This window comes from Prevotella sp. 10(H), from assembly GCF_000711235.1.
In the GTDB taxonomy this organism is placed as follows: Bacteria; Bacteroidota; Bacteroidia; order Bacteroidales; family Dysgonomonadaceae; genus Dysgonomonas.
Window position 1 is genome coordinate 84,067 of sequence record NZ_JOMI01000007.1, and the last position, 23,623, is coordinate 107,689.

Sequence of the window (23,623 nt, forward strand, 5' to 3'; positions counted from 1 at the left end):
TTTATAGTTGATTTATTGAGGAGTTTGGCGCATCAGCCCGTTGAGTTTATAAAAATTTTCAAGTTGTTTATTCATAATAACTTCTCCCGATCCTACCTCCATCATATGCGAACTTTGGTCGGCACCGAATCCGCCTAATGCGGCTGATCTTATATCAGGTATATATCCGGGCGATTTACCTCCTGTCCATGTATAGCCGAATACAAACGGAACGGCATTTGCTAATCGTACTTTGTTTTTCCATTCCAGTTGAAGCTGGACAAATAACTCTCCGGGACATGCTGCTATCAGAATATTGTTATTGATCAGAATAGTAGTCAGATGTACATTAAAAGATAGCTCCTTATTATAACGTCCTGTAAAATGAAGCGAATCTTTTCGTATGTTGATAGTGGTCTGATCATTATCGGCGCGTAGCTGTTTAGCCAGCCTGATAGCTTCATAAGCAAGCAATTCACCTGTACGTACCATCGGTGTATAATCCGATTTTACAGGATCTTCCGGGCCGGAACGCCGACGGCTGATCTGCAATGATTCCACATTTCCCGCTGCCCCTTGTACAAATAAGCAATTTACTTTGTTATCGAATGCTTCTTCCACCTTTCTGGCTGCAAATCCGGGATAATCGGCCGATATTTCATAATTGAAGCAAACGATATCGGAATGACAGGCATAGTTCATTAAGATAACTTTCGGATTCCCGCTCATATCTTCTATCTTGACAACCCCCACTTCCGGATCGACCGGGCCGAATGGTATCCGTTCGGGGTTCTCCGTATTATAGTGATCATCTGCAAACCATGATTCGCGGGCACGCCCATCCTCGCGTATTATCAACCTGTTAAATCCGAGTTGGGGAAAAGTACGGTGGCCAGCCGATACACGCGCCGGAAAGGTATTTTTCAGAGCCATTCCTATAACCTCAATAATCCGGTCTTCAAAAAAAGTTGTATATGACGGATAAGTTTTCGACCTGTCAAATAAGGCCAGTGCGATAGGGCAGGAATGAGAATGGGAAGCACTGATTAATACATGAGAAATTCCATATTTTTCTTTACAGACCTTCGCCACACGATCACTCTCAAAACCTACCAGATCGACAGCGACCTGTGCAATACGTATTCCGTCTGCTTCGAGCACCAAACTACGGGCATATACCGAGTCGTGAAGAGGTAGTATATTACGAGGAGTAATATTTATTTTGGCTGTTCCGGCTATCAGTTGCCCTTCGGCAGCCATAAGACTACCGGACAGGACAAATATTTTCAGTAATATAATTAACCAGATGTATTGCTTCATAATATACGAATATTAACGTTTTGGCATTTTCAGGCTAAGCGGTTTTTGCTTGCGCATCATCTTGGTTGCCTCGCCTGTAAGCCACAAATAATGGTCGGAAGGCATCCCGTCCATATCAATAAACTTTGCAACATTGCTAACAGGCGGATTATCGCTACATTTGAAGATAGCGGTTCCTTCATCTACCTCATCGAACATTGCCACATAGATCATTTCGGCTCCGGCGATCATTGCCGTAGAGAACTGTTGCCACAAGAAACGCCCTCCCTGACGAGGGATAGAGCCTACCGGTTTTATATCATCCGGAAACTCTCCTTTACTAAGGTTGTGCCAGCTAAAACCCGGCGTGACAGACGGAACATAATCCACATTATTCTGCCTGCACCATGCTATATCACCGATTATAAGATCGCGGTACCTGTCCATATCGTTATGCAAAAGCGGTGTGAAACGCTGCACAGTCCAAGGCAACACAATATCGGCCTGCTTTATGAGCGTATGCAGATAAGGATCGTTTATACAATCGGAGTTAAGATCGCGCCAAAAAGTAGGAACACCTACCATAATAGCACAACCACCGTATTCCGGATCGTTTTTGAGGAAGTCGAATAAACGTTCGAGACCTATATTACGGATATTATAAGGCCTATCGGGAAAGCCTATTCCCCAAATGGCAACAACAGGTTTACCATTGTGATGAAGATAAGTTTTACTTCCCGCCTGATCGGTTACTTTCAACTGATCTACCATATATTTCCAGTCTTCGATAACAGATGAACAGTCCTCTCCTGAACCACGTAGACCCGAAAGGTCGTACATCATAGCTATAGCACGGTTGTTAATAGATGCTGCATGAAAGGCATTTTTCAGTACTATATTCTCAGGAGCATCATCACGTCTGTTTTTGGTAGAACCGAAAAACCTTTGCATAAATACACCGTCAATATCATATTCCTTCATCCATTTGAAATGCAGATCGGTAGTAGATTTATCAGTGGAACTGAAAACTCTAGCTTTGGTTCCGTCAGCATGTACAAATGATGTTTCATACGTTTTTTCATATTCGCTCACATCCGGCCATGCATCAATTTTACAGTGGTTTTCATCGAATTTATTACTTATGCCATAATGCCCGAAATTGCGTTCCGGTCCTCTAAACCAACCCTGATATCCGGCCATGATCATGCCTTTGTAACTTGGATATGCTGTGGTCGTAGCATGCTTGCGCGTTTGTGCCGAAGTTTCACCGACAAACAGGCAAGCTGTTGTTATCAGCATCCATAAAATCATTTTCATGTGTGTATGTATTATATTTATTATTCCTTGCTTATTTTCCTCTTTTGAAAGTATAAACCTGATCCGGCCGAGTCATCAGATCATACTCATAGACCTTATACAATAGCGGATACTGAGGATTAACCTCTTTCGACACCAATGGCTCTTTTATCTTTGCAGTCTCGTATAACGGGTTCGGATTCACTCCGTGAGCTTCTTTTAATTCGTTTCCCGATAATGGAACATATGAGCGAAGACGCATATTCCCCCCGATTTTCGACACAACCGATACCGTAGAAATTTCGCCCGCATCCCAGTCCATCGCCACCTCAAAACCTCCACGAGCCATCAAGCCTTTCACTTCTCCTTTTTTCCAAATGTCGGGTAACGCCGGTAAAAGATGGATAGCTCCGTCATGGCTTTGTAGCAACATTTCAGCAATACCGGCTGTAAAGCCGAAGTTTCCATCGATCTGAAAAGGCGGGTGAGCATCGAAAAGGTTAGGATATGTTCGTCCGTCATCATTGCCCGGTTCCACAAGCGAAAGCATATTCGATATTATTTTGTATGTATGATTACCGTCCAGTAAACGTGCCCAGAAATTGATTTTCCAGCCTATCGACCAGCCTGTAGCCATGTCACCACGGTAAAGCAAGGAATTCTTCGCTGCCTGAAATAAAGCAGGATGAGAATAAGGCGAAATCTGGTTACTTGGATAAAGTCCGTAAAGATGAGATACATGGCGATGATCATTCTTTGGATCGTCGAAATCGCCAAGCCACTCCTGTAACTGATTGTATTTGCCTATCTGCATCGGGGCAAGACGGTCTATCATATTTTCGAGTTTTGTACTATAGGTATTATCATTTAGTCCGAGTGCCTTCTGTGCATTCAAGGCATTATTCAATACATCAAAAACGATTTGATTATCCATTGTAGACCCTGCAGTAATACTTGTGTCTTTGCCCGGAGGTCCTTGTTCGGGTGAAGTAGAAGGTGCTGACACCATCCACTTATACTGAGGATGCTCGGTAAGAAAATCGAGAAAGAAATCGGCTGCACCTTTCAATACAGGATAATACTCTTTCAGGAATGCTTTGTTCCCCGTATAAAGATAATGCTGCCATATATGCTGGCTAAGCCATGCACCTCCATTCGGCCATTGCCCATAAAACGGGCCATCCACCGGACCGGTTGCCCTCCAGATGTCGGTGTTGTGATGCGTCACCCAGCCATCTGCATTATACATTACTTTCGCTGTTTCCCTTCCTGTTTGCGATAAGTCTTTCAGCATCTCAAACAATGGGAAATGGGTTTCACTCAGATTGGTTACTTCGGCAGGCCAGTAATTCATTTCAGTATTAATGTTGATAGTATATTTACTATCCCACGGCGGAACAAGCTGATCATTCCATATGCCCTGCAATGTAGCCGGTTGCCCTCCGGGCTGTGAAGAACTGATAAGCAAATAACGGCCGAACTGAAATAAAAGAGAGACAAGGCTCTGGTCCTTTCCATCTTTAAAATTACGTACACGAACATCAGTTTCTTCATCCGCTCTGTCGGATGTACCAAGATCAAGACTTACCCTGTTAAATTGTTTTTGGTAAGCATCGATATGATCTTTCAGAAGTATGTCATATGGTTTCGCTACAGCAGCTTTTAGTGTAGCCTCTGCTTTCTTTGTCTCATTTGCACTTATGTCTTTATAATTTACATAATTGGTAGCAATAGAAATGTATATTGTTGCTGAATTTGCTCCGGTCACTGATATCTTATTATTCCCGGCTTTTATTTTTCCACCTTCTGTTTTTATCTGAGTCTGATTTTCGAAACGGATAACTCCTTTTATGCCTTCATGCTCCGTACCCATTCCTTTTAGTACGAGTTTATCACCCTTTGCCGAAACTGTATTGTTTGGAATAACAGATTCGTATCCAGCAACAAAAGTAATGCTGTTGTTTTTATCGGCAGTTAACCGTATGATAATGACATCATCGGTAAAGGATGTGAACATCTCACGGGTATATGTTATGCCGTCTACTTTATACTGCGAGCTTACAACGGCTTTTCCTAAGTCCAGCTGCCTTGAATATCCGCTGTATTCTTCGTGTCCCTGAAAATCGAGAAATAAATTGCCGATTGTCTGATAAGGCATACCATTATGGGGGGTACGCATATTCTTATCCAAGAGATTCTCTGCATCTTTTTCCTGCCCGTTAAAAATCAGAGTACGCACCTGAGACAATACATTCAGCATATTGGGACTGTCGTTCCGGTACGGCCCGCCACCCCACATTGTTTCTTCATTCAGTTGCAATTGCTCTCGTGCCGGATCACTAAATACCATAGCTCCCAAACGGGAATTGCCGAGAGGTAATGCTTCCACCCATTGTTTAGCAGGACGTTTATACCAAAGCTTAAGATCATCAGCCTGGCAAAGGAGTGTCCCCAGAATAAATAATGTAAATGATAAAAGATGCTTTTTCATAATATCAATAGAATATTTAGTGTGTTTTAAATATCAGAATGATCATAAGGAAATTTCAAATGAAAAATAAAAAGAGATCTCCTTACCTTTAGTGCTTTGCATTCATGACAAAGAAAAGAGATGTATATTAATGCTCATATTAATACACACCTTAATAAAGGATTAAAATGTAAAAGATTAGGAAAAAGAAAGATTAATGCTCGATATTCTTTCCTTCGACAACGTCCGTAAGGGAGTATTTATATTTCGTACCCAGTAAATTAGAGTATTCCTTGTTGAAATTATCATAAACGGTTTTTGCTATACCTTTTTTGCCTGAATTAAAATAAATAGAACATTTCAGGTATAATGCCACCTCATTTATATAATCGTGCAGAAAGAGGGTATCTGCGATTTTCAATTTAAGATCATCTGTAAGCTTATAATAATCACTTTGAGAAAGTTCCGTCAGAATATCGATAGTAAGGTTAGAGAAGTCGCTTTTGAAACCGTCTACCCAGTCGGCTTCTGTGTTTGGTAGCAATACTCCTCTCAGTAGAAGCTCCAGTAGCTTATCCAGATCTGTTTGATCTTGTGTATCCCGATCTTTTATTGCAGTAAATAATTGGACTGCCTCTGTATAATCACATATAATATCTTCTCCGAATTTTATTGTCCAGAAACCATTCTGATTAATAATCTCGGCACTGCCTACATTCTCCAAAACAGACCGTAATTTACTCAAATATACATTCCTGTTATTCTTTGCCGATTCTTCATTTTTATCATACCACAGTAGCTGGATAAGTTTTCTACCTGATATTCCTTTACTGTCTTTTACGGTAGTTAATACAAGTAGAACAAGCAAATATTTGAGCATAGGAGTAAAGAGACCTGTAATATTTTCCCCGTTTTTATCCATTACGTTAAAGCCTCCAAGAAAGCATATAGACTGCTTGGAAAAATCATAATAGACCTGTTCCTGCTCCATTAACTTGCCGTCAGCTTTTTCTTCTATATCCGAAGATATATTTTTTACTTCCTTTATTCCGTTTTCTTGTCTATTGCCGGATCTCCTATTCTCGAATTTTTTCCGCACTAAATAATACAAAATCAGTAAAGCGGCAATTAACCCCAGAACACCACATATGATAATCCAATGAGATGTATCGTAATCCTCGTCTGCTTCCTGAAGACTTGTGCTTGAAATATTAATGGTTATAGGCGGATAATTTAATGAGTATATCGCTACTTCGGCAGATTTGTCCGTTTTTATCTTATTCATCAAGGCATAGAATTTCTTTTGCCCCGGTGAAAAATACAAGTTTGTATATAGATAGTGTGATGTCAGATCTTCATTGACCGAGAATGATACCTGCTCATAGCCCGCACGATCTTTCCTTATCCTCAATAACGTACCTCCATCTTTAGAGGTAAAAACATAAAAGCAGTCCTCTTTATCATCGAAAATCAGATTTTCGCCGGGAAGGAATTCTGAACTTATACTATCCTGATTTATTTCCCATAGTTTATTTATCTGTTCCGATAAAAGATTTACAGAATAGAAATCATAATAATTTCTAGGGGATAATTCCTGTCTTCCCGATTTATTCCCTCTTCCTCCGAAAATATACAGTGTATTATTGACTATCGCCGAAGAGACGGAATAGCGCGGAGGTATTTCGGGTAAATTAGATTTCTTTATTGACTTCTGATCGAGAGATAAACGGATCAGGTCGTTATTGTACTTATAGAATCCATATCCTCCGAATGATATAAGCGTGGAATCCAGCGGGGAGTACGATACTGTATTATTCCAGTACCCATGCTCCAGTATAGATTTAGTCTTATTACTCCATGAATGGGAACTAAAAGAAAAATGGGAAACAATATTCTCGTCCAGATTATAAGAGGATAACCGGTCTTTACGCGAATCATAAAATATCTGATTCGGTGCATTCGCAGCAACCAAACCATCCCTGACAGCTATTATTTCTTCTTTCTTTGTTTCCGTATCAAAAGATATAACCTCTTTCGAATCAGGCGACACGATATAGATCACATTTTTATTAGGATCGAATGCAAAGAGAGAATTCTCCTTTATCTGTTTAGAATATATTTTATCCCATGAAGCATAAATATCTGATATCCAACGGGGATTGGTAGTTATCGCAGGTATTTGTGCAATCTGATCGATAGTTTGCTCCCCGTCATGATTCTCCAATTTCCACAACCGAAAAGGATTCTTACCGTGCGATATATTTATATCGCGTATATTAACAGATGCAATATCATAAAGCGTAAATCCCTGAAACGGACACAAGCCGAATGATATCATAGCATTATTAGCATGGGCCAGCTCAAAAGGAACCGACAGTTCTGTTGTATCATATACTATAGAGATTTCATTCTTTTCGGAAGATAAGGTAATGCTTACCGGGAGCCATTTATCACAAACGACCTCTTCCGAAATCATATAAACCGATTCTTTAACCACCAGCATCGGATAACGTTTATCATTTTCTCCGACTGTGAATATCAGGTCTATATTATCTTTCCTATCTGTTATGATTCTGAAAACTATTCCGAATACATTATCTTTCCTGACATTCATATCGAATGTCATTGTCATTTCTTTTTTGAGCTTGATTGGCTGATTATTTTCTAATACCAAAGAAGTCTTTTCCTGATCGTTGAATGGAAAAGCTTTTATAAACAAGCCATAATCTATATTCTCTGCAAAAACTGTATTTGCTAAAGTTGATAGGAAAATAATTAATATGTATAGGGAGGTTCTTTTCATCAATTTATAGTGAGTGTATTGTGTTTCTCTGAATATAACGAATGCTAATGAATGTAAAAATACTTTATTTCTTTTACCCATACAACTAAAAAATATGTGATTTCTATTAATTCATCCTTTTTTAATTAAATAGCTCATTAATATTGCGGATTAATTAAATTTTAAGTCCTTCATTAATGATTGTTTTTCCTTTTTTTTAATACAATGCAGTTTCCTTTGTATCATACATTTAAATGTAAAAATCTAACTGCCATGAAAACAACTAAAGCACTTACACTATTGATCTGTATTGCGCTCTGTAATACTCTCTCAGGACAGGATTATCCTTTTCGAAACACAAATTTATCTTTTGAGGAACGGGCAGCCGATATCGTTTCTCGTCTTACTCTGGAAGAAAAGGTAATGCAAATGTTGAACGACGCTCCTGCAATTGACAGACTGAATATACCCTCGTATAACTGGTGGAACGAATGTCTGCATGGAATAGGACGTACAGAATATAAGGTTACTGTGTTCCCGCAGGCTATAGGTATGGCGGCAGCATGGGATACAAAGTTAATAGAAGAGGTAGCTGGTGCAATATCGGATGAGGGGCGAGCTATTTATAATGATGCTTCCTCCAAAGGAAACCGCGCTATATATCACGGATTGACATACTGGACTCCTAATATCAACATATTTCGTGATCCGCGTTGGGGGCGAGGACAGGAAACATACGGTGAAGACCCGTTCCTTACCGGTTCCATCGGTAAAGCCTTTGTAAAAGGATTACAGGGTGATGATCCTAAATACCTGAAAGCCGCTGCCTGCGCAAAACATTATGCAGTACATAGCGGACCCGAAAATACCCGTCATACATTTAATACATTTGTTACCACTTTTGATTTATGGGATACTTATCTGCCTGCATTCCGCGATCTGGTAGTGGATGCGAAAGTTGCCGGGGTAATGTGTGCATATAATGCGTATAGCGGTGAGCCTTGTTGTGGGAACAATCTGTTGATGCAGGAGATATTAAGGGATAAATGGGGATTCACCGGATATGTTACTTCCGACTGTGGCGCTATTGATGATTTTTACAGGCATCATAAAACTCATCCGGATGCAAAATATGCCTCTGCTGATGCGGTCTTCCATGGGACTGATCTAGATTGTGGCCGCGATGCCTACAGGGGATTGGTAGATGCCGTCAAAATGGGATTGATCACCGAAGCCCAGATAGATACATCGTTGAAGAGGCTTTTCATTATAAGACTACGGCTAGGCTTGTTCGATCCGGCCGAAAATGTAAAATATGCGAATATTCCTATCTCAGTTCTCGAATCATCGAAGCATAAAGAACTAGCGCGAAAAATCACACGGGAATCGATTGTACTATTGAAAAATGAGAATAATTTCCTACCGCTCAACAAAAAGATGAAAAAGGTTGCAGTTATCGGGCCGAATGCTAATAACGAAGTATCGGTACTTGGTAACTACAGCGGATTCCCTACTGAAATAATGACGCCATACAAGGCTATTAAAAAGAAACTGCCTAAAGCGGAAGTTATTTATGAAAAGGGTATCGAATTTGTCACTCCATCGGAGAATAGTGGACAAGATATTGCGGCATTGGTCGATAGGATGAAAGGAATGGATATGGTTGTTTTTGTCGGAGGAATATCCCCTGAGCTGGAGGGTGAAGAAATGCCTGTCAATATAGAAGGATTTACCGGTGGAGACAGAACTTCCATCAAACTTCCCAAAATACAGACCGATCTGATGAAAGCTCTTAAGGCCGCCAATATCCCAACAGTTTTTGTAATGATGACAGGAAGCGCAATAGCCACTGAGTGGGAATCAGCTAATATCCCCGCAATAATAAATGCATGGTATGGAGGACAAGACGCCGGAACAGCTATTGCGGATGTTCTTTTCGGAGATTACAATCCATCGGGTAAATTACCGGTTACATTCTATGCAAAAGATAGCGATCTGTCTGCCTTTAATTCATACGAGATGAAAAACAGAACTTATCGCTACTTCGACGGACAAGTCCTTTACCCGTTCGGATATGGACTGAGTTATACGGATTTTGAATATTCTTCTGTACAAATCCCTTCATCGATAAAAGCCGGAGAAAGCATTGAAGTTACCGTAAATGTGAAAAATACAGGAAAAATCGACGGCGGAGAAGTTGTTCAACTCTATATGGGTTATCCCACAGCGAAAGAACAGACACCGTTGTATACATTGAAGGCTTTCAATAGAATCTTCCTCAAAGCCGGAGAAAGCAAAAATATAGTGTTCAGACTATCTCCTAAAGAATTTGCTTTGGCAGAAGCGGAAGGTATATTGAAAGTAAAAGCAGGAAAGCGCAAATTATATATCGGAGGGACATCGCCTTCGAAAACCAACGCGCAAAAACTTCCGGTAGTAGAAAAAGAATTTAATATTACAGGACAGGAATATATTATAAATAATCAATAAATAATTAATCATTTAACAATGAAAAAGATAGTTAAGTCTCTGATTGCAGGCTTAATATTCTTTCTGTCAGCCAGTATATCCTGTATTGCGCAACAGACGAATATTACATCTGCCACAGCATCGGTAAATTCAAATTCCGTAGCAAATGTAGCCGATAAGAACATCAGATCGGGTTGGGATCTGGCGTCTAAAGACATGGGAACAGACCAATGGTTAATGCTTACACTTCAAAATCCCGGAGATGTAAAAGAATTACTACTAACTACAAATAATATATCTGCACAGGAGATCCAGAGTCTGTTGGACATATATATTACATACGACCCGATGAATCTGGGCAATCCGGTAAAATACACTGTGGAAAGGGAAAGAAATGCTTTCAAGCTTTCATTTACTCCCAAATACGGCGCACACGTCAGACTATCATTCAGGAAAGGAAAGATACAAAAAGCTGTTTCCATAAAAGAAATAGGAATTTTCCTTTTGGATAAAAAAGCCGAAGTAGATCGTGTGCCTTTGAAAGACAGGCCGTATATGAATCCCGATCTCCCTTTAGAACTTCGTGTAGAAAGTTTGCTATCTGTAATGACAACAGCCGATAAAATGGAACTCTTGCGCGAAGGCTGGGGAATTCCGGGAGTCGCTCATCTGGGCATTCCTCCTATCATGAAAGTGGAAGCTATACATGGATTTTCCTATGGGAGCGGTGCTACAATCTTTCCGCAGGCTATTGGTATGGGAGCTACATGGAATAAAAAACTTACTGAAGAAGTAGCAATGGTCATCGGCGATGAAACAGTAAGTGCAAATGCTGTGCAGGCATGGTCTCCGGTGCTGGATGTAGCACAAGATGCCAGATGGGGTCGTTGCGAAGAAACATATGGGGAAGATCCTGTGCTGGTATCTCAAATAGGAGGTGCATGGATAAAAGGTTATCAATCGAAAGGACTCATGACTACTCCTAAGCATTTTGCAGCACACGGCGCTCCGCTCGGTGGACGCGATTCTCATGATATAGGCCTGTCTGAACGCGAAATGCGGGAAATACATCTGGTTCCTTTTCGCCATGTAATCAAGAATTATAAATGCCAATCATTGATGATGGCTTACTCCGACTATCTGGGAGTTCCTGTAGCTAAAAGCAAAGAACTGTTGAAAGGGATTCTTCGCGACGAATGGGGATTCGATGGATTTATTGTCAGCGATTGCGGTGCATTAGGTAATCTTACCAGTCGCAAACATTATACGGCAAAAGACAGAATTGAAGCCGCAAAACAGGCTTTGGCCGCAGGTATCGCAACAAATTGCGGAGATACCTATAACGATCCGGAAGTAATTGCAGCGGCAATAAAAGGGGAACTGAATATGGACGATCTGGATTTTACCTGTAGGACAATGCTCTACACACTCTTTCGGAACGGATACTTTGAACATAACCCGTCAAAACAACTCGATTGGAATAAAATATATCCCGGATGGAACAGCGATTCACATAAAGAAGTAGCCCGCAGAGCTGCCCGCGAATCTATGGTACTACTTGAAAACAAAGACAATATTCTTCCTCTTTCCAAAAGTGTAAAAGCAATTGCGGTAATAGGCCCCGGTGCTGACAATCTGCAACCGGGAGATTATACCTCAAAACCTCAGCCGAATCAGTTGAAATCAGTTCTTACCGGAATCAGAGCCGCTGTAGGTAACGGAAGTAATGTTATTTACGAAAAAGGTTGCGATTTTACCGGTACTGAGTACTTAGAAATAGAGAAGGCTGTAAAGGCTGCTCAAAATGCAGATGTAGCGGTAATGGTACTTGGCGATTGTTCTACAAGTGAGGCGCTTAAAGGAATACGCAATACTTCCGGTGAAAACCACGACTATGCAAGCCTTATACTACCGGGCGAACAGCAAAGGCTCCTTGAGGCTGTATGTAAAACAGGAAAACCGGTTATCCTTATTCTTCAGGCAGGAAGGCCATACAACCTGAGTTATGCTTCGAAAAACTGTCAGGCAATACTCGTCAACTGGCTGCCCGGACAAGAAGGAGGCCCTGCTACTGCAGATGTGCTGTTTGGGGATTATAATCCTGCCGGCCGCCTGCCTATGACATTTCCGAGAGATGTCGCCCAGCTGCCTCTCTATTACAACTTTAAGACTTCCGGCCGCGTGTATCAATATGAGGATATGCCTTATTATCCGCTCTACCGTTTCGGGTATGGGTTGAGTTATACTTCTTTTAGTTATTCGAACCTGAAAACCGATATTGATAAGTACGGTAATATTTTGGTGGAAGCCACAGTTACCAATACAGGCAAAGTTGCAGGTGACGAGGTCGTTCAATTATATATCACCGATATGTATGCCAGTGTAAAGACCCGCGTTATGGAACTGAAGGATTTCGACAGACTGCATCTGAATCCGGGAGAGTCAAAAACTGTATCGTTCACCCTCAATCCATATCAGCTTTCATTACTAAACGACAAAATGGACAGAGTAGTGGAGAAAGGAACTTTCAAAATAATAATTGGAGGTAAAAGCCCTTCATACATAGCTGCCGACAGAATCAAAGACAGTGTAGGATTCGAAGATAGTAAAGACGGCGTAATGACAGAGATTGAATATCCTTATGATTTCAGGTCTGACTTTGCAACTACAATCGTAAATGTTGAAAATAATCCGAAAGGAGAAGGTAAAGTTGCCTACGTAACAGTAACCAATACGGGAACGATTACAGATACAGGAAAATTATCGTTGTTTATAGATGGTATTAAAACAGGTGACGACCGCCACTATGATCTCGATCCGAATGAAGAAAAACAATTCACATTTGAAATAAAGAAAGGCGATTTCCAAATTTTACAATTTATAACAAAATACAAAAGTGTTACTTATACTGAAAAATAAGAAAAAACGCATCAATAAAAGATTTAAATCTGATAATTATAGAAATTTTAATGATACCATTAATGATATTTTTAGATAAGTATTAATATATGTTATTTAATTTCGCTAAAAACTAATCTCTATAAATCTGATATTTAATATGAAAAAAAGAAATGCAATTAATTCCTCTTAGGAAAAATCATTGAATCTGTCGTCATGCTAAAGTAAAAGTCCGAGATAATTTACCGGTTAAAAACGATTTATTTATACTACATTTGACTCTCACACAATAAAGATAATAACAAATTATGCTAATAAAAATACAGGATATTACAACTTTATTTTCAAATTATTGTCATGATAATTTGGAAGTTAACTGTATTTTATTAGAGAGAGAGAGAGAGAGAGAGAGAGAGAGAGAGAGAGAGAGAGAGAGAGAGAATGTAACACAAATTCTAAAATCAGAAGGACAAATATTAATAAAAAATATTTTGTCCCGACTTGTTATATCCCATAGTCTTATTTCAGAGAATTAATAATTCCTTGAAATAAGACTTTTTATATCCGGCACTATTTACGACGAGGCATAATCCTATATGCATGACCTTCACATTCATAAAAAACACATTAGTATTATTTAATTACCCTCCATTTATTAAGATGTTATATTATGGAAAATCACAAACAAAAGAGAAAATCTGAGAAAGAGAGTGCAATTTGCCGTTTGCGGCATTTCATTCTCATGTTTGTCTGCCTGATGATGCCCTTAATTGCATTTTCACAGACTAAAACAATCCAAGGAGTGGTTACCGACACTCAGGATGAACCTATTCCCGGGGCATCTGTCATTGTCACTGGTACTCAACGGGGTACTTTAACAGATGTCAACGGAAAATTTACTATCGAAGCTACACCTCAGGAAAAGTTGACTATTTCCTTTCTAGGATATCTGAAACAGGAAATAAATGTTGGTGGTGATATCGATTTCATCATAAGGCTTGTTGAAGATAATACTCAATTAGAGGAAGTAGTGGTAGTAGGTTACGGTACACAAAAGAAAGCTACATTGACGGGCTCCGTAGCAAGCGTAGGCAGCAAGGAAATTACCGTAACAAAGAACGAAAACGTGGTGAACATGCTAGCCGGCAAACTACCGGGATTGCGTGTAACGCAGACCAGTAGCCGTCCGGGGGCATTCGAGTCTAAGTTCGATATCCGCGGATTAGGTAGCCCGCTGATTGTCATCGACGGCGTTCCTTCCGATAACGATACATTCCAACGTATGGATGCTTCAGAAATAGAAAGCGTTACCATCCTGAAAGATGCTTCTGCCGCTATCTATGGGTTGCGTTCAGCTAACGGTGTTTTACTGGTAACCACCAAGAGAGGAGAATCCAGTCCTAAGGCCTTTGAAATCCAATATGGAGTTAACTTCGGTTGGCAGTCATTCCTGCATGTGCCCAATAACGTGAATGCAATGCAATACATGGATCTGGTAAATGAAAAGACCTATGCTAGTAGCTGGTACAATACACTGAGGGGTAACACAATGCCTATATTTACGGATGCAGACTACCAACCATTTCGGGATGGAACGCGACAAACAACCGACTGGTTAGGGGCAACCTTCAGAAACAATGCCATGCAGCAGCAACATAATATCACCATGGACGGTGGTTCCGAAAAGGTTCGTTATTTCTTCAATCTGGGTTATATGGATCAGGAATCTGCCCTCAGAAGCAATTCTATGAACTACAATCGTTGGAATTTCCGTTCTAATGTGGATGTGAATATCTCGAAACGTCTCAGGGCTTCAGTTTCTTTGGGCGGATATATGGATGAAATGAAAGAACCAGGCATAGATATCTGGACTGTTTATAAGAATGTATTTGTACAGCAACCTCATGTTCCTTTGTACGCAAATAATAATCCGAACTATCTGAACGCTTCTCCCGGCGAAACATACAATCGCCTGATCGACGGACATCCTTTAGCCAACACCGATTCCAAATATGTGGGAGAAAATGAGTATATCAACCGTAAATTTAACGGACAACTGTCTCTTACTTACGATATTCCGGGTATCGAAGGATTATCGGCTAAGGCTTCTTACTATTATGATTTCCGCGACAAAGACTCCAAATGGTTCAAAAAAGGCTACAGTCTCTACATATATGATGAAGCTACAGATACTTATGTTTCAGGAGGGGCTATACAGGGAGACGCTGGCTCGCCTTCGAAGCGCTCCATCCAACGAATGGACGAGAAATGGGACAACCGCAATCTGCAACTCTCTTTGAACTACAATCGTACATTCAACAAGGTGCACAACGTAGCAGCCCTTGTGCTCTTCGAAGACGGATACAGCACAGGCGATAACTTTTATGCAAAAAGATTCATGTCGTTGAATTCCGAATATCTGTTTGCCGGCGATGCTCTCGGTCAGGTGGGATCTATGAACTCAGGTTCTCCGTGGGACAGATCGACCCAAGCTTTTGTAGGTAAATTTAACTACGACTATGCAGGTAAATACCTGATGGAAGTTTCCGGCCGTTACGACGGTTCATCGAAATTCCCGAAAGGTTCCCGATGGGGACTGTTCGGCTCGGTTTCGGCAGGCTGGCGCATCAGCGAAGAAACATTCTTCAAAGAATCGCCTCTGGCATTTATCAACAACCTGAAACTGAAAGGATCATATGGCGTGATGGGAGATGACGGCGCCGCATCCACTTATCCTACAGTGAGTGCAGCGTATCAGATAAACAGGGAAATAGCCTGGATATATGGCACTGGCGTGGAATCGGGATTGAAGCCGACCTCTTTACCGAATCCCGACCTCACATGGTATAAAGCCAATATGCTTAACGTAGGTGTGGAAGCCGAAATGTGGAATGGCCTGCTAGGGGGTAGTTTCGAATACTATGTGCGCAACAGAAGCGGGCTTATAGGTAGATCAACAGATGCACTTCCAAAAACTGTAGGTGCTGAAATGCCTGAAGAAAACATGAACACGGACCGCACATTCGGATACGATATGTCAGTGTACCATCGCAACAAGATAGGCGAAGTGGAATACAACATCGGCGCCAATATGTTTGCTACCCGTAATAAGTGGAGAGAAAAGTTGGATCAGGGACCGGCCGGCAACTCTTTCGAGAATTGGAAACGCAGAGACAATACCAATCGCTACAAGGATATCTGGTTTGTACGAAATACATTGGGACAATACCAAAGCTTCGATCAAATCTACAATTTTAATGGCTATAATATCGGCGGTGGCGGTGGTATGCGCCCGGGTGAGTACTATCATGAAGACTGGAACGGCGACGGTATAATCAACGATGACGACATGCAGCCATTGGCCACTTTCGGCATGCCGTTGTTCAATTACGGAATCAATTTAGGAGCCGCCTACAAAGGTTTCGACCTGAACGCCAACTTCCAGGGGGCTGCCGGAATCCATTACAGATATACCGAAACTTATGCTATGCCTTTGGGATGGAACGATGGAGGTACAAATGTTAAATTCTGGGACAGATGGCATCCGGAAGATCCTGCCAAAATGTATGATCCTACATCTAAATGGATACCCGGAAAATACCCGGTTACTACAGGCGGTGAATATGACCCTGACGGATCGACCCGCATCGAGAGTGCTTCTTATCTGCGCCTGAAGTCTTTAGAAATAGGATATACCTTCCCTAGAAATATAATATCAAAAGTAGGAGCGAAAAGTCTGCGTTTGTATGTAAGCGGATACAACCTGCTTACTTTCACCGGCTTGGACGGCATGGACCCGGAACATCCCGGAGGACAGGGTGGTGCGATAGATGATAATAGAGACAAAAATAGCAATGATGTTACTGGCAATTACAGATATCCTCTGAACCGTACATGGAACATTGGTGCAACTATTAAATTTTAAAGATATTCATAATTATGAAAAAGATAAAATACATATTACTTTCAGGACTGGCAGCGCTGGCACTGGCTTCTTGTAGCGATCTGGATTTGGACCCGAAAGGGCAAATGGATGCTTCCGTTTTGTTAGGAAGTGAAGCAGGTATTAAATCGTATTTTGTGCTTGCCTATCAGATGCTGCCCATCGAAGATTTCAATTATAAAATAAACGGCCCGGGTTATGGCTTCAATGGTGGTAATCATTGGGATATTCCCAAAGATTATCAGAGTACGGTGAACGGTGAACTGGTAGGTCATCGGGGCAACGTAGACGAAATCGGGGGATTTGACTATTGGCCCTACGACCGTATACGCTATGTCAATACCGCGATAGAAGCATTACCTAACTATCGGCAAAATTTTAGCGAAGAGGTTTATAACGAATTGATGGGTGAAGCCCGTTTTCTGAGGGCATTCTATTATTTCGGGTTGGCGAAACGTTATGGAGGTGTACCCCTCATCGCCAACGTGCAAAGTCCTACGGCACCCCGGGAAGAATTGATGGTGGGCCGTGCTACCGAACTGGATACATGGCAGTTTATACACGATGACCTCGAGTTTGCCATGAACAACATGGCTGAAAAATCGGATATAGGACGAGGCAATAAATATGTAGCTGCTGCTCTGATGTCGCGCGCTATGCTGTATGCAGGTACCATTGCCAAGTACGGCGATTATACCACAGCTTCGTCCGACCCTGCTGCAAAAGCTGGTTTGGTAGGTATCCCTATCGACAAGGCCAATTATTTCTTTACCGAATCGCTGAAAGGTAGCGCAATGATAAAGAGTAATGCCGCTTATGAACTGGTTGGTGAAAATCTTCCACAGGACCAGAAAGAGCAAAATTATGTGGATTTGTTCCTGACAATTAATAAGGAAGATATTTTTGTAAAGCAATATAGCCAGGACGCGAGTACCGATGCACAGCTTTACCACAGTTACGATGGCGCTGCTTCGCCACAATATCAAAACGGAAATATAGATGGTATGGCACAGTGGCCCGGCTCGCAGTGGTATCCTTCTTTAGAAACACTGGAACTGTATCAGAAGCTGCCGCTGGAAGATGCGGACGGTAAACCGCGCCGCTTCAATACACGCGAAGAATTGTGGCAAACCACTGACTTAGAACCACGTATGAGGGCGAACTTCTACTTCTCGGGACAAGAACTCCGCGGAAACAAATTCGCAGTACAAAGAGGGGTTTACAATACTTATACGGGAACAATGCTTGATGCCGCACAGGGAGATATTAATGCCCCAAGTGGTATAAACGCGCTGAATAACAGGGCTGTAGGAGGAGGTAAACGATGGACATTCGATCCTAATAATCCGAATCAGACTGCTTGGGACTGGTCGAAGAGTCCGGATAAGTTGATTTCCGATTACCATGGTAGTTGGGGAGGAGCTGAGAACAACAGCCTTACGGGTGTTTTTATGCGCAAGTATGTGGATTATAAGCTGAGCATAGCAATGGCAGCTGCAAATATATGTTATCATCCGTGGAAAGTATTCCGCTTTGCCGAAATCCTGTTGAACGAGGCGGAAGCCGCTTACGAATTGGGACAAAAAGACCTGGCCTACGAGAATATAGCCCGCATCCGCAAGCGTGCCGGCGGCGTTGCATGGACTCCTAAGTCATCTCCGTCAGCTACATATGTTATCAATGGCCAAACTGTGGACGAAAACCTGGAATACATCCGCGAAGAACGCGCTAGGGAATTGCTTATCGAAAACCACCGGTGGTGGGATATTCGTCGGTGGAGGGTGGCTGACCAGCTCAACAGGCTCGACGGTGGCGATGCTGTGAATCCTGTGACCGGAGCCAAAGGCTTTACCTTCGCTCTTCAGCAATTCCGCCCACATGCAGTCTATCCTTACTTTGTACTCAGTGAAGGTAAATATATCTTTATCCGTGAATACACCACAGACTGGAAGCAGTTTACTTTCGAAAAAAAGGCGTATTACGAAAATCTACCTGGCGGTGAGATAAATATAAATCCGAAACTGATCCAGAATCCTCTATGGTAACAATTAATAAAATAACAGATATGAAACGAAAATTATTATATAAACTGTCGCTGGTAATAGTAGCAACGCTCATGTTTTCATCTTGCTATACCGATGTCGACAACTACGATGCTCCCTCTTCAACCATGATGGGAAATGTGATTGATAAAACTACGGGTAAGAATATTCTTACCAGCACGGACGATTTTCAGATCCGTATATGGGAAACAAGTTGGGGAGATGCTGTTTCGCCGCAGAATATTCCGGTGAAGCAAGACGGAACGTATCTGAATACCAAACTTTTTAACGCAACGTATGCCATGCAACCTTTTAATGGGCCTTTCTGGCCTGCGGAAAGGACAGAAGGCCATGTGCTTAAAGGTGAGTTGACCCAGAACTTCGAAGTAACTCCTTATCTTCAGATTACAGATTTTACATGGAGGCTGGAAGGAAGTAACCTTTATATGACCTGTAAACTGAAAGCTCCTATTACTGAAGGCTTACCAAATGTAAGGGAAATTAAGCCGTTTATAAGTTGGACCAAATTTTGTGGGGCAACTGCCAATCTTGGAGAGCTGAATCCTGATGACAAGCATACTAAGAAACTGAATAAGTCTTGGAATGAGATTGGAGATATGGCCACCGGCGTAGGTAATGAGACTTATGAATTTGGTCCTATCGAGTTAATTGCCAATCCCGGATATACATACCGTGTACGGTTGGGAGCTAACGTAAATGATAATGCACAGAAGTATAACTATACTGAAATAGTAGAATTTAAGGTAGAATAGCAACTAAAGATTTTCATAACCCGGAGACTTGCTCTCCGGGTTATGAAATTTTGATTATCTTTTATCCGGATGTTAATGGAAAAATAAACGATCTGTTAGTTGGGATAAGTTTTTTTGCTTTTGTAGAAAATAATGCCAACTTGGTAATTACATATCATGAAAATCTGTAATACCTTTTTCTTAATTTGTGTTCTTATTATATAAGCTTGTATATCTGCAAATCATGATAGTACGAGTATTCAAAAAACAAGACAGCCCATTCTACCTGATTTTTATTCCAAAAATTAGAAATAAAAATAGAAGGTAATGTTATAAGCGGCTTCCAAAAATTAGAAAATAATACAATAGTCTATATATATTCTGAAAAAGAACAATTTCCTGTTCAGTCAGACACATAAAAGATATTATAAATAAATCTGAGAAATAGTTTAGCATGGAATGAGGTTTTAGGTAGAATTATGGTTCAAGGTGATGACGATACAGAGAAATCTGTATTTTATACATCTCTGTATCGTTGTTTTGAAAGTTCTGTATAGAGAATATGCCAACGATATTTCGCTTTCGGCTTCTAAATAATAATTATTATAATAAATAATATGAGAGTACATATAATATTCTTTTTAGGGCTACTTTTTTTTCAAAGCCTTTCCCTAAATAGTCAAAATAATAAAAGGATAGTAGCTAATCCTATGAACCTGAATTATCGTTTCCAGTTCGATGATCCCAGCAGAAGAGAAGCCGCCGATCCTGTCATTGAATATTTTAAGGGTAAGTATTATCTGTTCGCCTCAAAATCGGGCGGCTACTGGAGTTCGCCCGACTTGAGCGAATGGACATATATCCCATGTAAAACGATAACGACTATAGAACATTATGCGCCTACTATTTTGGTTATGGATGATGCCTTATATTTTATGAGTTCCTCCGAACCAAAAATTTTCAAAAATACAAATCCCGATATAGATAATTGGGAAGACATTCATTCCAAATTCGAATTCCAGATTGCAGGTAGCGTCGACCCTGCCTTTTTCAAAGACGATGACGGACGGGTATACATGTATTGGGGATGCTCGGATAAAGACCCGATAATAGGTGTAGAAGTCGATCCTAAAGATGCTTTTAAGGTAAAAGCAGAAGCTAAAATATTGATTACTCATCAGCCCGATAAATACGGATGGGAAGTTCCCGGTGATAACAACGAGGAAGACCGTAACGGATACAACGAAGGGCCATGCATGATAAAATATAAAGGTAAATATTATCTGCAATATGCTGCTCCCGGCACACAGTACCGTGTATATGGAGATGGGATTTACATTTCGGATAACCCATTGGGACCATATACATATGTAGAAAACGGCCCTTTTTCCTTTAAACCCGGTGGTTTTATCGGTGGGGCAGGCCATGGACATACATTTAAGGATAAGTATGGTAACTATTGGCATGTAGCAACAATGAAAATATCGGTTCGTCATATGTTCGAAAGGCGTCTGGGTCTCTTTCCTGCCTATATGGCAAGTGACGATAATATGTATGCCCATACAGTACTGACTGATTATCCATTCCATATTCCCGATCAAAAAGCAGATATGGAAAATAATGACTGTTCGATGAAATGGAATCTCCTTTCATGTGCTAAAGATATTTCTTCTTCATCCTCGCTACCGGGATACGAAGCCCGGTATGCCAATGATGAAAAGGTAGAAACGTGGTGGTCATCACAATCGGGAAAAGCCGGTGAATGGTTGGAAATCGATCTGGGCAAAGAGATGCTAGTAAATGCCCTACAAGTGAATTTTGCGGATCAGGATTTTAGCTTAAAAGCGACAGATGTACGGCCATATTATCAATATTATATTGAAGGCTCACAGGATAGAAGCAGTTGGAGTATTATTGCAGATAGAAGATCAAATACAAAAGATATGGTGCATGAACTAATCGTATTGAATTCTCCATCCAAGACGAGGTATATCCGTATCAAAAATACAAAAGATATGGAGGGAAAGTTTTCTATTTCCGATTTCAGGGTATTCGGGCATGGCCAGGGAGAATCACCGGCCGAAGTTTCAAATCTCCGGGTTTTCAGAAATAAACATGATAAGCGTATTATCAATCTGGGATGGGATAAAGTGGAAAATGCAACCGGCTATATTATCAGATGGGGAGTAAATAAAGATTATTTGAAAAATGCGACAATGATATATTCCGATACGCACTTTGAAGGGCGATTTTTTAACCGCAATTCAAAGTACTATTTCTCTATCGATTCTTTTAACGAAAACGGAATTACAAAAAATGAAAAGATATATAGTACATCAGAATAATATTGAAATCTATATAATATAAATTACCTTATTTATCATGAAAAAACTAATAATAGCCGTACTCCTCATACTTGGAGTTACTAGTTTGTCAGCCCAACAAAGAAATGTCGATATCCAGCCTTATGCTGAATCTAAAGATGTAGTTTCTGCCCTCAACTTTGGAGCAAAAGCTGATGGCAAAACAGATGATACAAAGGCCATCCAGAAAGCCATGGACTCATTCGGCAGCAGAGGAGGAACAGTATACTTGCCAAATGGTACTTACCTTATAGCAGGTTCGCTGAATATACCTCAGGCCGTGACACTGAAAGGAGCTTTCGAGTCTGTACCGGCACACAACGGCATCAGAGATAAAGGACTACCAAAACCCGGGGAAGATGGTACGACTCTTCTTATCACCGGAAATAAAGGAAAAGATATAGACGCTACACCTGCTATTACTATCAATACCAATAGTACGCTAAAAGGTATAGTTATGTACTGGCCACTTCAGGATCCTGATAAGGTTCCGGATGCATATCCGTGGGGCGTAGCCATGAAAGGAAAAAATCCCGCGCTGCTGGATGTGGAAATGCTCAATCCGTATAATGCAATAGATGCTTCACATAACGAAAGGGCGCTAATCCGGAATATAAGTGGACAACCTTTGCGCAGGGGCATCTACATAGATGCAATCTACGATATAGGAAGGATAGAAAATGTACATTGGAATCCATGGTGGAGCATGAGACCTACATTGTACAACTGGCAACGGCAACACGGTGAAGCATTCATCTTCGAGCGTACCGACTGGCACTATGTTCTCAATACATTTTGTTTCGGATATAATGTAGGATACAAATTCGGGGCTAGTCAGGGAAGTACGGGCTCATGCAACGGGAATTTCCTCGGTATAGGGGCAGATGCCTGCCATACATCCGTCAAGGTAGAGCAAAGTGCTGCATACGGTATTCTTATAACGAATGGTGAATTCGTAGCCATGCACGGTGACGATCCCACAATGGTGGAAGTAACCGCCGCCAACAAAGGGAATGTCCGTTTTATGAACAGTGCCTTCTGGGGGCCTTGCAACCAGATTGCCAAGATCGACGGGCTGGGAACTGTCGGTTTTTCAGATTGCATATTCGTTCAATGGGACAGGAATAACGAAGGACGTGCTGCGATACAGGCTAATAGCGGTACCGTATTGGTCAGAGGTTGTGATTTTATTCACAATAGTCCGCAAATTATCCTAAAAAATGCTGTAGACCGTGCCATTATAAGTGAAAATACCATTAAAGGTAAAATACGGATCGAGAATAATGCTAAAAACAGTTTTGTAAACGGAAATCTGGGAACTGATAATTAA

The 23,623-nt window shown here is 41.0% G+C and carries 12 protein-coding genes; 8 read left to right on the plus strand and 4 right to left on the minus strand.

What is annotated here, in order from left to right; translation table 11 throughout:
* Nucleotides 1-12: 12 nt before the first annotated feature.
* The 4 genes from K348_RS0111920 to K348_RS0111935 all read right to left on the minus strand — a co-directional run bounded on the left by K348_RS0111920 (nt 13) and on the right by K348_RS0111935 (nt 7,847).
* Nucleotides 13-1,299 carry a hypothetical protein gene (locus K348_RS0111920; RefSeq protein WP_029905174.1) on the minus strand — a complete coding sequence of 429 codons (1,287 nt, stop codon included), beginning with the start codon at nt 1,297-1,299 and terminating at the stop codon, nt 13-15.
* Between the two features lie 12 nt (nt 1,300-1,311).
* Complete coding sequence (locus K348_RS0111925; RefSeq protein WP_231496799.1) at nt 1,312-2,577, minus strand: glycoside hydrolase family 71/99-like protein; 1,266 nt, start codon at nt 2,575-2,577, stop codon at nt 1,312-1,314.
* A gap of 49 nt (nt 2,578-2,626) precedes the next feature.
* Entirely contained in the window at nt 2,627-5,065 is a 2,439-nt protein-coding gene (locus K348_RS0111930) for a glycoside hydrolase N-terminal domain-containing protein (protein ID WP_029905176.1), read from the minus strand.
* Between the two features lie 193 nt (nt 5,066-5,258).
* Nucleotides 5,259-7,847: a hypothetical protein gene (locus K348_RS0111935; protein WP_029905177.1), complete on the minus strand. Its 2,589-nt coding sequence runs from the start codon at nt 7,845-7,847 to the stop codon at nt 5,259-5,261.
* Nucleotides 7,848-8,099: 252 nt separating this feature from the next.
* Between K348_RS0111935 and K348_RS0111940 the strand changes: the two genes are divergently transcribed.
* From K348_RS0111940 to K348_RS0111970, 8 genes are all read left to right on the plus strand, one after another.
* Entirely contained in the window at nt 8,100-10,316 is a 2,217-nt protein-coding gene (locus tag K348_RS0111940) for a glycoside hydrolase family 3 C-terminal domain-containing protein (RefSeq protein ID WP_029905178.1), read from the plus strand.
* 18 nt (nt 10,317-10,334) lie between these two features.
* Nucleotides 10,335-13,214 carry a glycoside hydrolase family 3 C-terminal domain-containing protein gene (locus K348_RS0111945; RefSeq protein ID WP_029905179.1) on the plus strand — a complete coding sequence of 960 codons (2,880 nt, stop codon included), beginning with the start codon at nt 10,335-10,337 and terminating at the stop codon, nt 13,212-13,214.
* Between the two features lie 649 nt (nt 13,215-13,863).
* A complete protein-coding gene (locus K348_RS0111950) occupies nt 13,864-17,118 on the plus strand; it encodes a TonB-dependent receptor (RefSeq protein WP_029905180.1) in 3,255 nt (1,084 codons plus the stop codon).
* Between the two features lie 14 nt (nt 17,119-17,132).
* Nucleotides 17,133-19,181 (plus strand): RagB/SusD family nutrient uptake outer membrane protein, encoded by a 2,049-nt coding sequence (locus K348_RS0111955; RefSeq protein ID WP_029905181.1) that lies wholly within the window; start codon nt 17,133-17,135, stop codon nt 19,179-19,181.
* 20 nt (nt 19,182-19,201) lie between these two features.
* On the plus strand, nt 19,202-19,951 hold the full coding sequence (locus tag K348_RS0111960; protein ID WP_029905182.1) for a DUF3823 domain-containing protein: 750 nt from the start codon (nt 19,202-19,204) through the stop codon (nt 19,949-19,951).
* Between the two features lie 458 nt (nt 19,952-20,409).
* Nucleotides 20,410-20,487, plus strand: coding sequence for a hypothetical protein (locus tag K348_RS19200; RefSeq protein WP_156032902.1), 78 nt, complete (start codon nt 20,410-20,412; stop codon nt 20,485-20,487).
* A gap of 153 nt (nt 20,488-20,640) precedes the next feature.
* On the plus strand, nt 20,641-22,275 hold the full coding sequence (locus K348_RS0111965; RefSeq protein WP_231496785.1) for a family 43 glycosylhydrolase: 1,635 nt from the start codon (nt 20,641-20,643) through the stop codon (nt 22,273-22,275).
* 37 nt (nt 22,276-22,312) lie between these two features.
* A complete protein-coding gene (locus tag K348_RS0111970) occupies nt 22,313-23,623 on the plus strand; it encodes a glycosyl hydrolase family 28-related protein (RefSeq protein ID WP_029905184.1) in 1,311 nt (436 codons plus the stop codon).

What these genes read in the sequence shown, in the direction of transcription:
- K348_RS0111930 (WP_029905176.1), bottom strand. Translation starts at nt 5,065, where the DNA reads ATGAAAAAGCATCTTTTATCATTTACATTATTTATTCTGGGGACACTC.
- K348_RS19200 (WP_156032902.1), top strand. Translation starts at nt 20,410, where the DNA reads ATGGTTCAAGGTGATGACGATACAGAGAAATCTGTATTTTATACATCT.
- K348_RS0111960 (WP_029905182.1), top strand. Translation starts at nt 19,202, where the DNA reads ATGAAACGAAAATTATTATATAAACTGTCGCTGGTAATAGTAGCAACG.
- K348_RS0111935 (WP_029905177.1), bottom strand. Translation starts at nt 7,847, where the DNA reads ATGAAAAGAACCTCCCTATACATATTAATTATTTTCCTATCAACTTTA.
- K348_RS0111950 (WP_029905180.1), top strand. Translation starts at nt 13,864, where the DNA reads ATGGAAAATCACAAACAAAAGAGAAAATCTGAGAAAGAGAGTGCAATT.
- K348_RS0111945 (WP_029905179.1), top strand. Translation starts at nt 10,335, where the DNA reads ATGAAAAAGATAGTTAAGTCTCTGATTGCAGGCTTAATATTCTTTCTG.
- K348_RS0111925 (WP_231496799.1), bottom strand. Translation starts at nt 2,577, where the DNA reads ATGCTGATAACAACAGCTTGCCTGTTTGTCGGTGAAACTTCGGCACAA.
- K348_RS0111955 (WP_029905181.1), top strand. Translation starts at nt 17,133, where the DNA reads ATGAAAAAGATAAAATACATATTACTTTCAGGACTGGCAGCGCTGGCA.
- K348_RS0111940 (WP_029905178.1), top strand. Translation starts at nt 8,100, where the DNA reads ATGAAAACAACTAAAGCACTTACACTATTGATCTGTATTGCGCTCTGT.
- K348_RS0111970 (WP_029905184.1), top strand. Translation starts at nt 22,313, where the DNA reads ATGAAAAAACTAATAATAGCCGTACTCCTCATACTTGGAGTTACTAGT.
- K348_RS0111965 (WP_231496785.1), top strand. Translation starts at nt 20,641, where the DNA reads ATGAACCTGAATTATCGTTTCCAGTTCGATGATCCCAGCAGAAGAGAA.
- K348_RS0111920 (WP_029905174.1), bottom strand. Translation starts at nt 1,299, where the DNA reads ATGAAGCAATACATCTGGTTAATTATATTACTGAAAATATTTGTCCTG.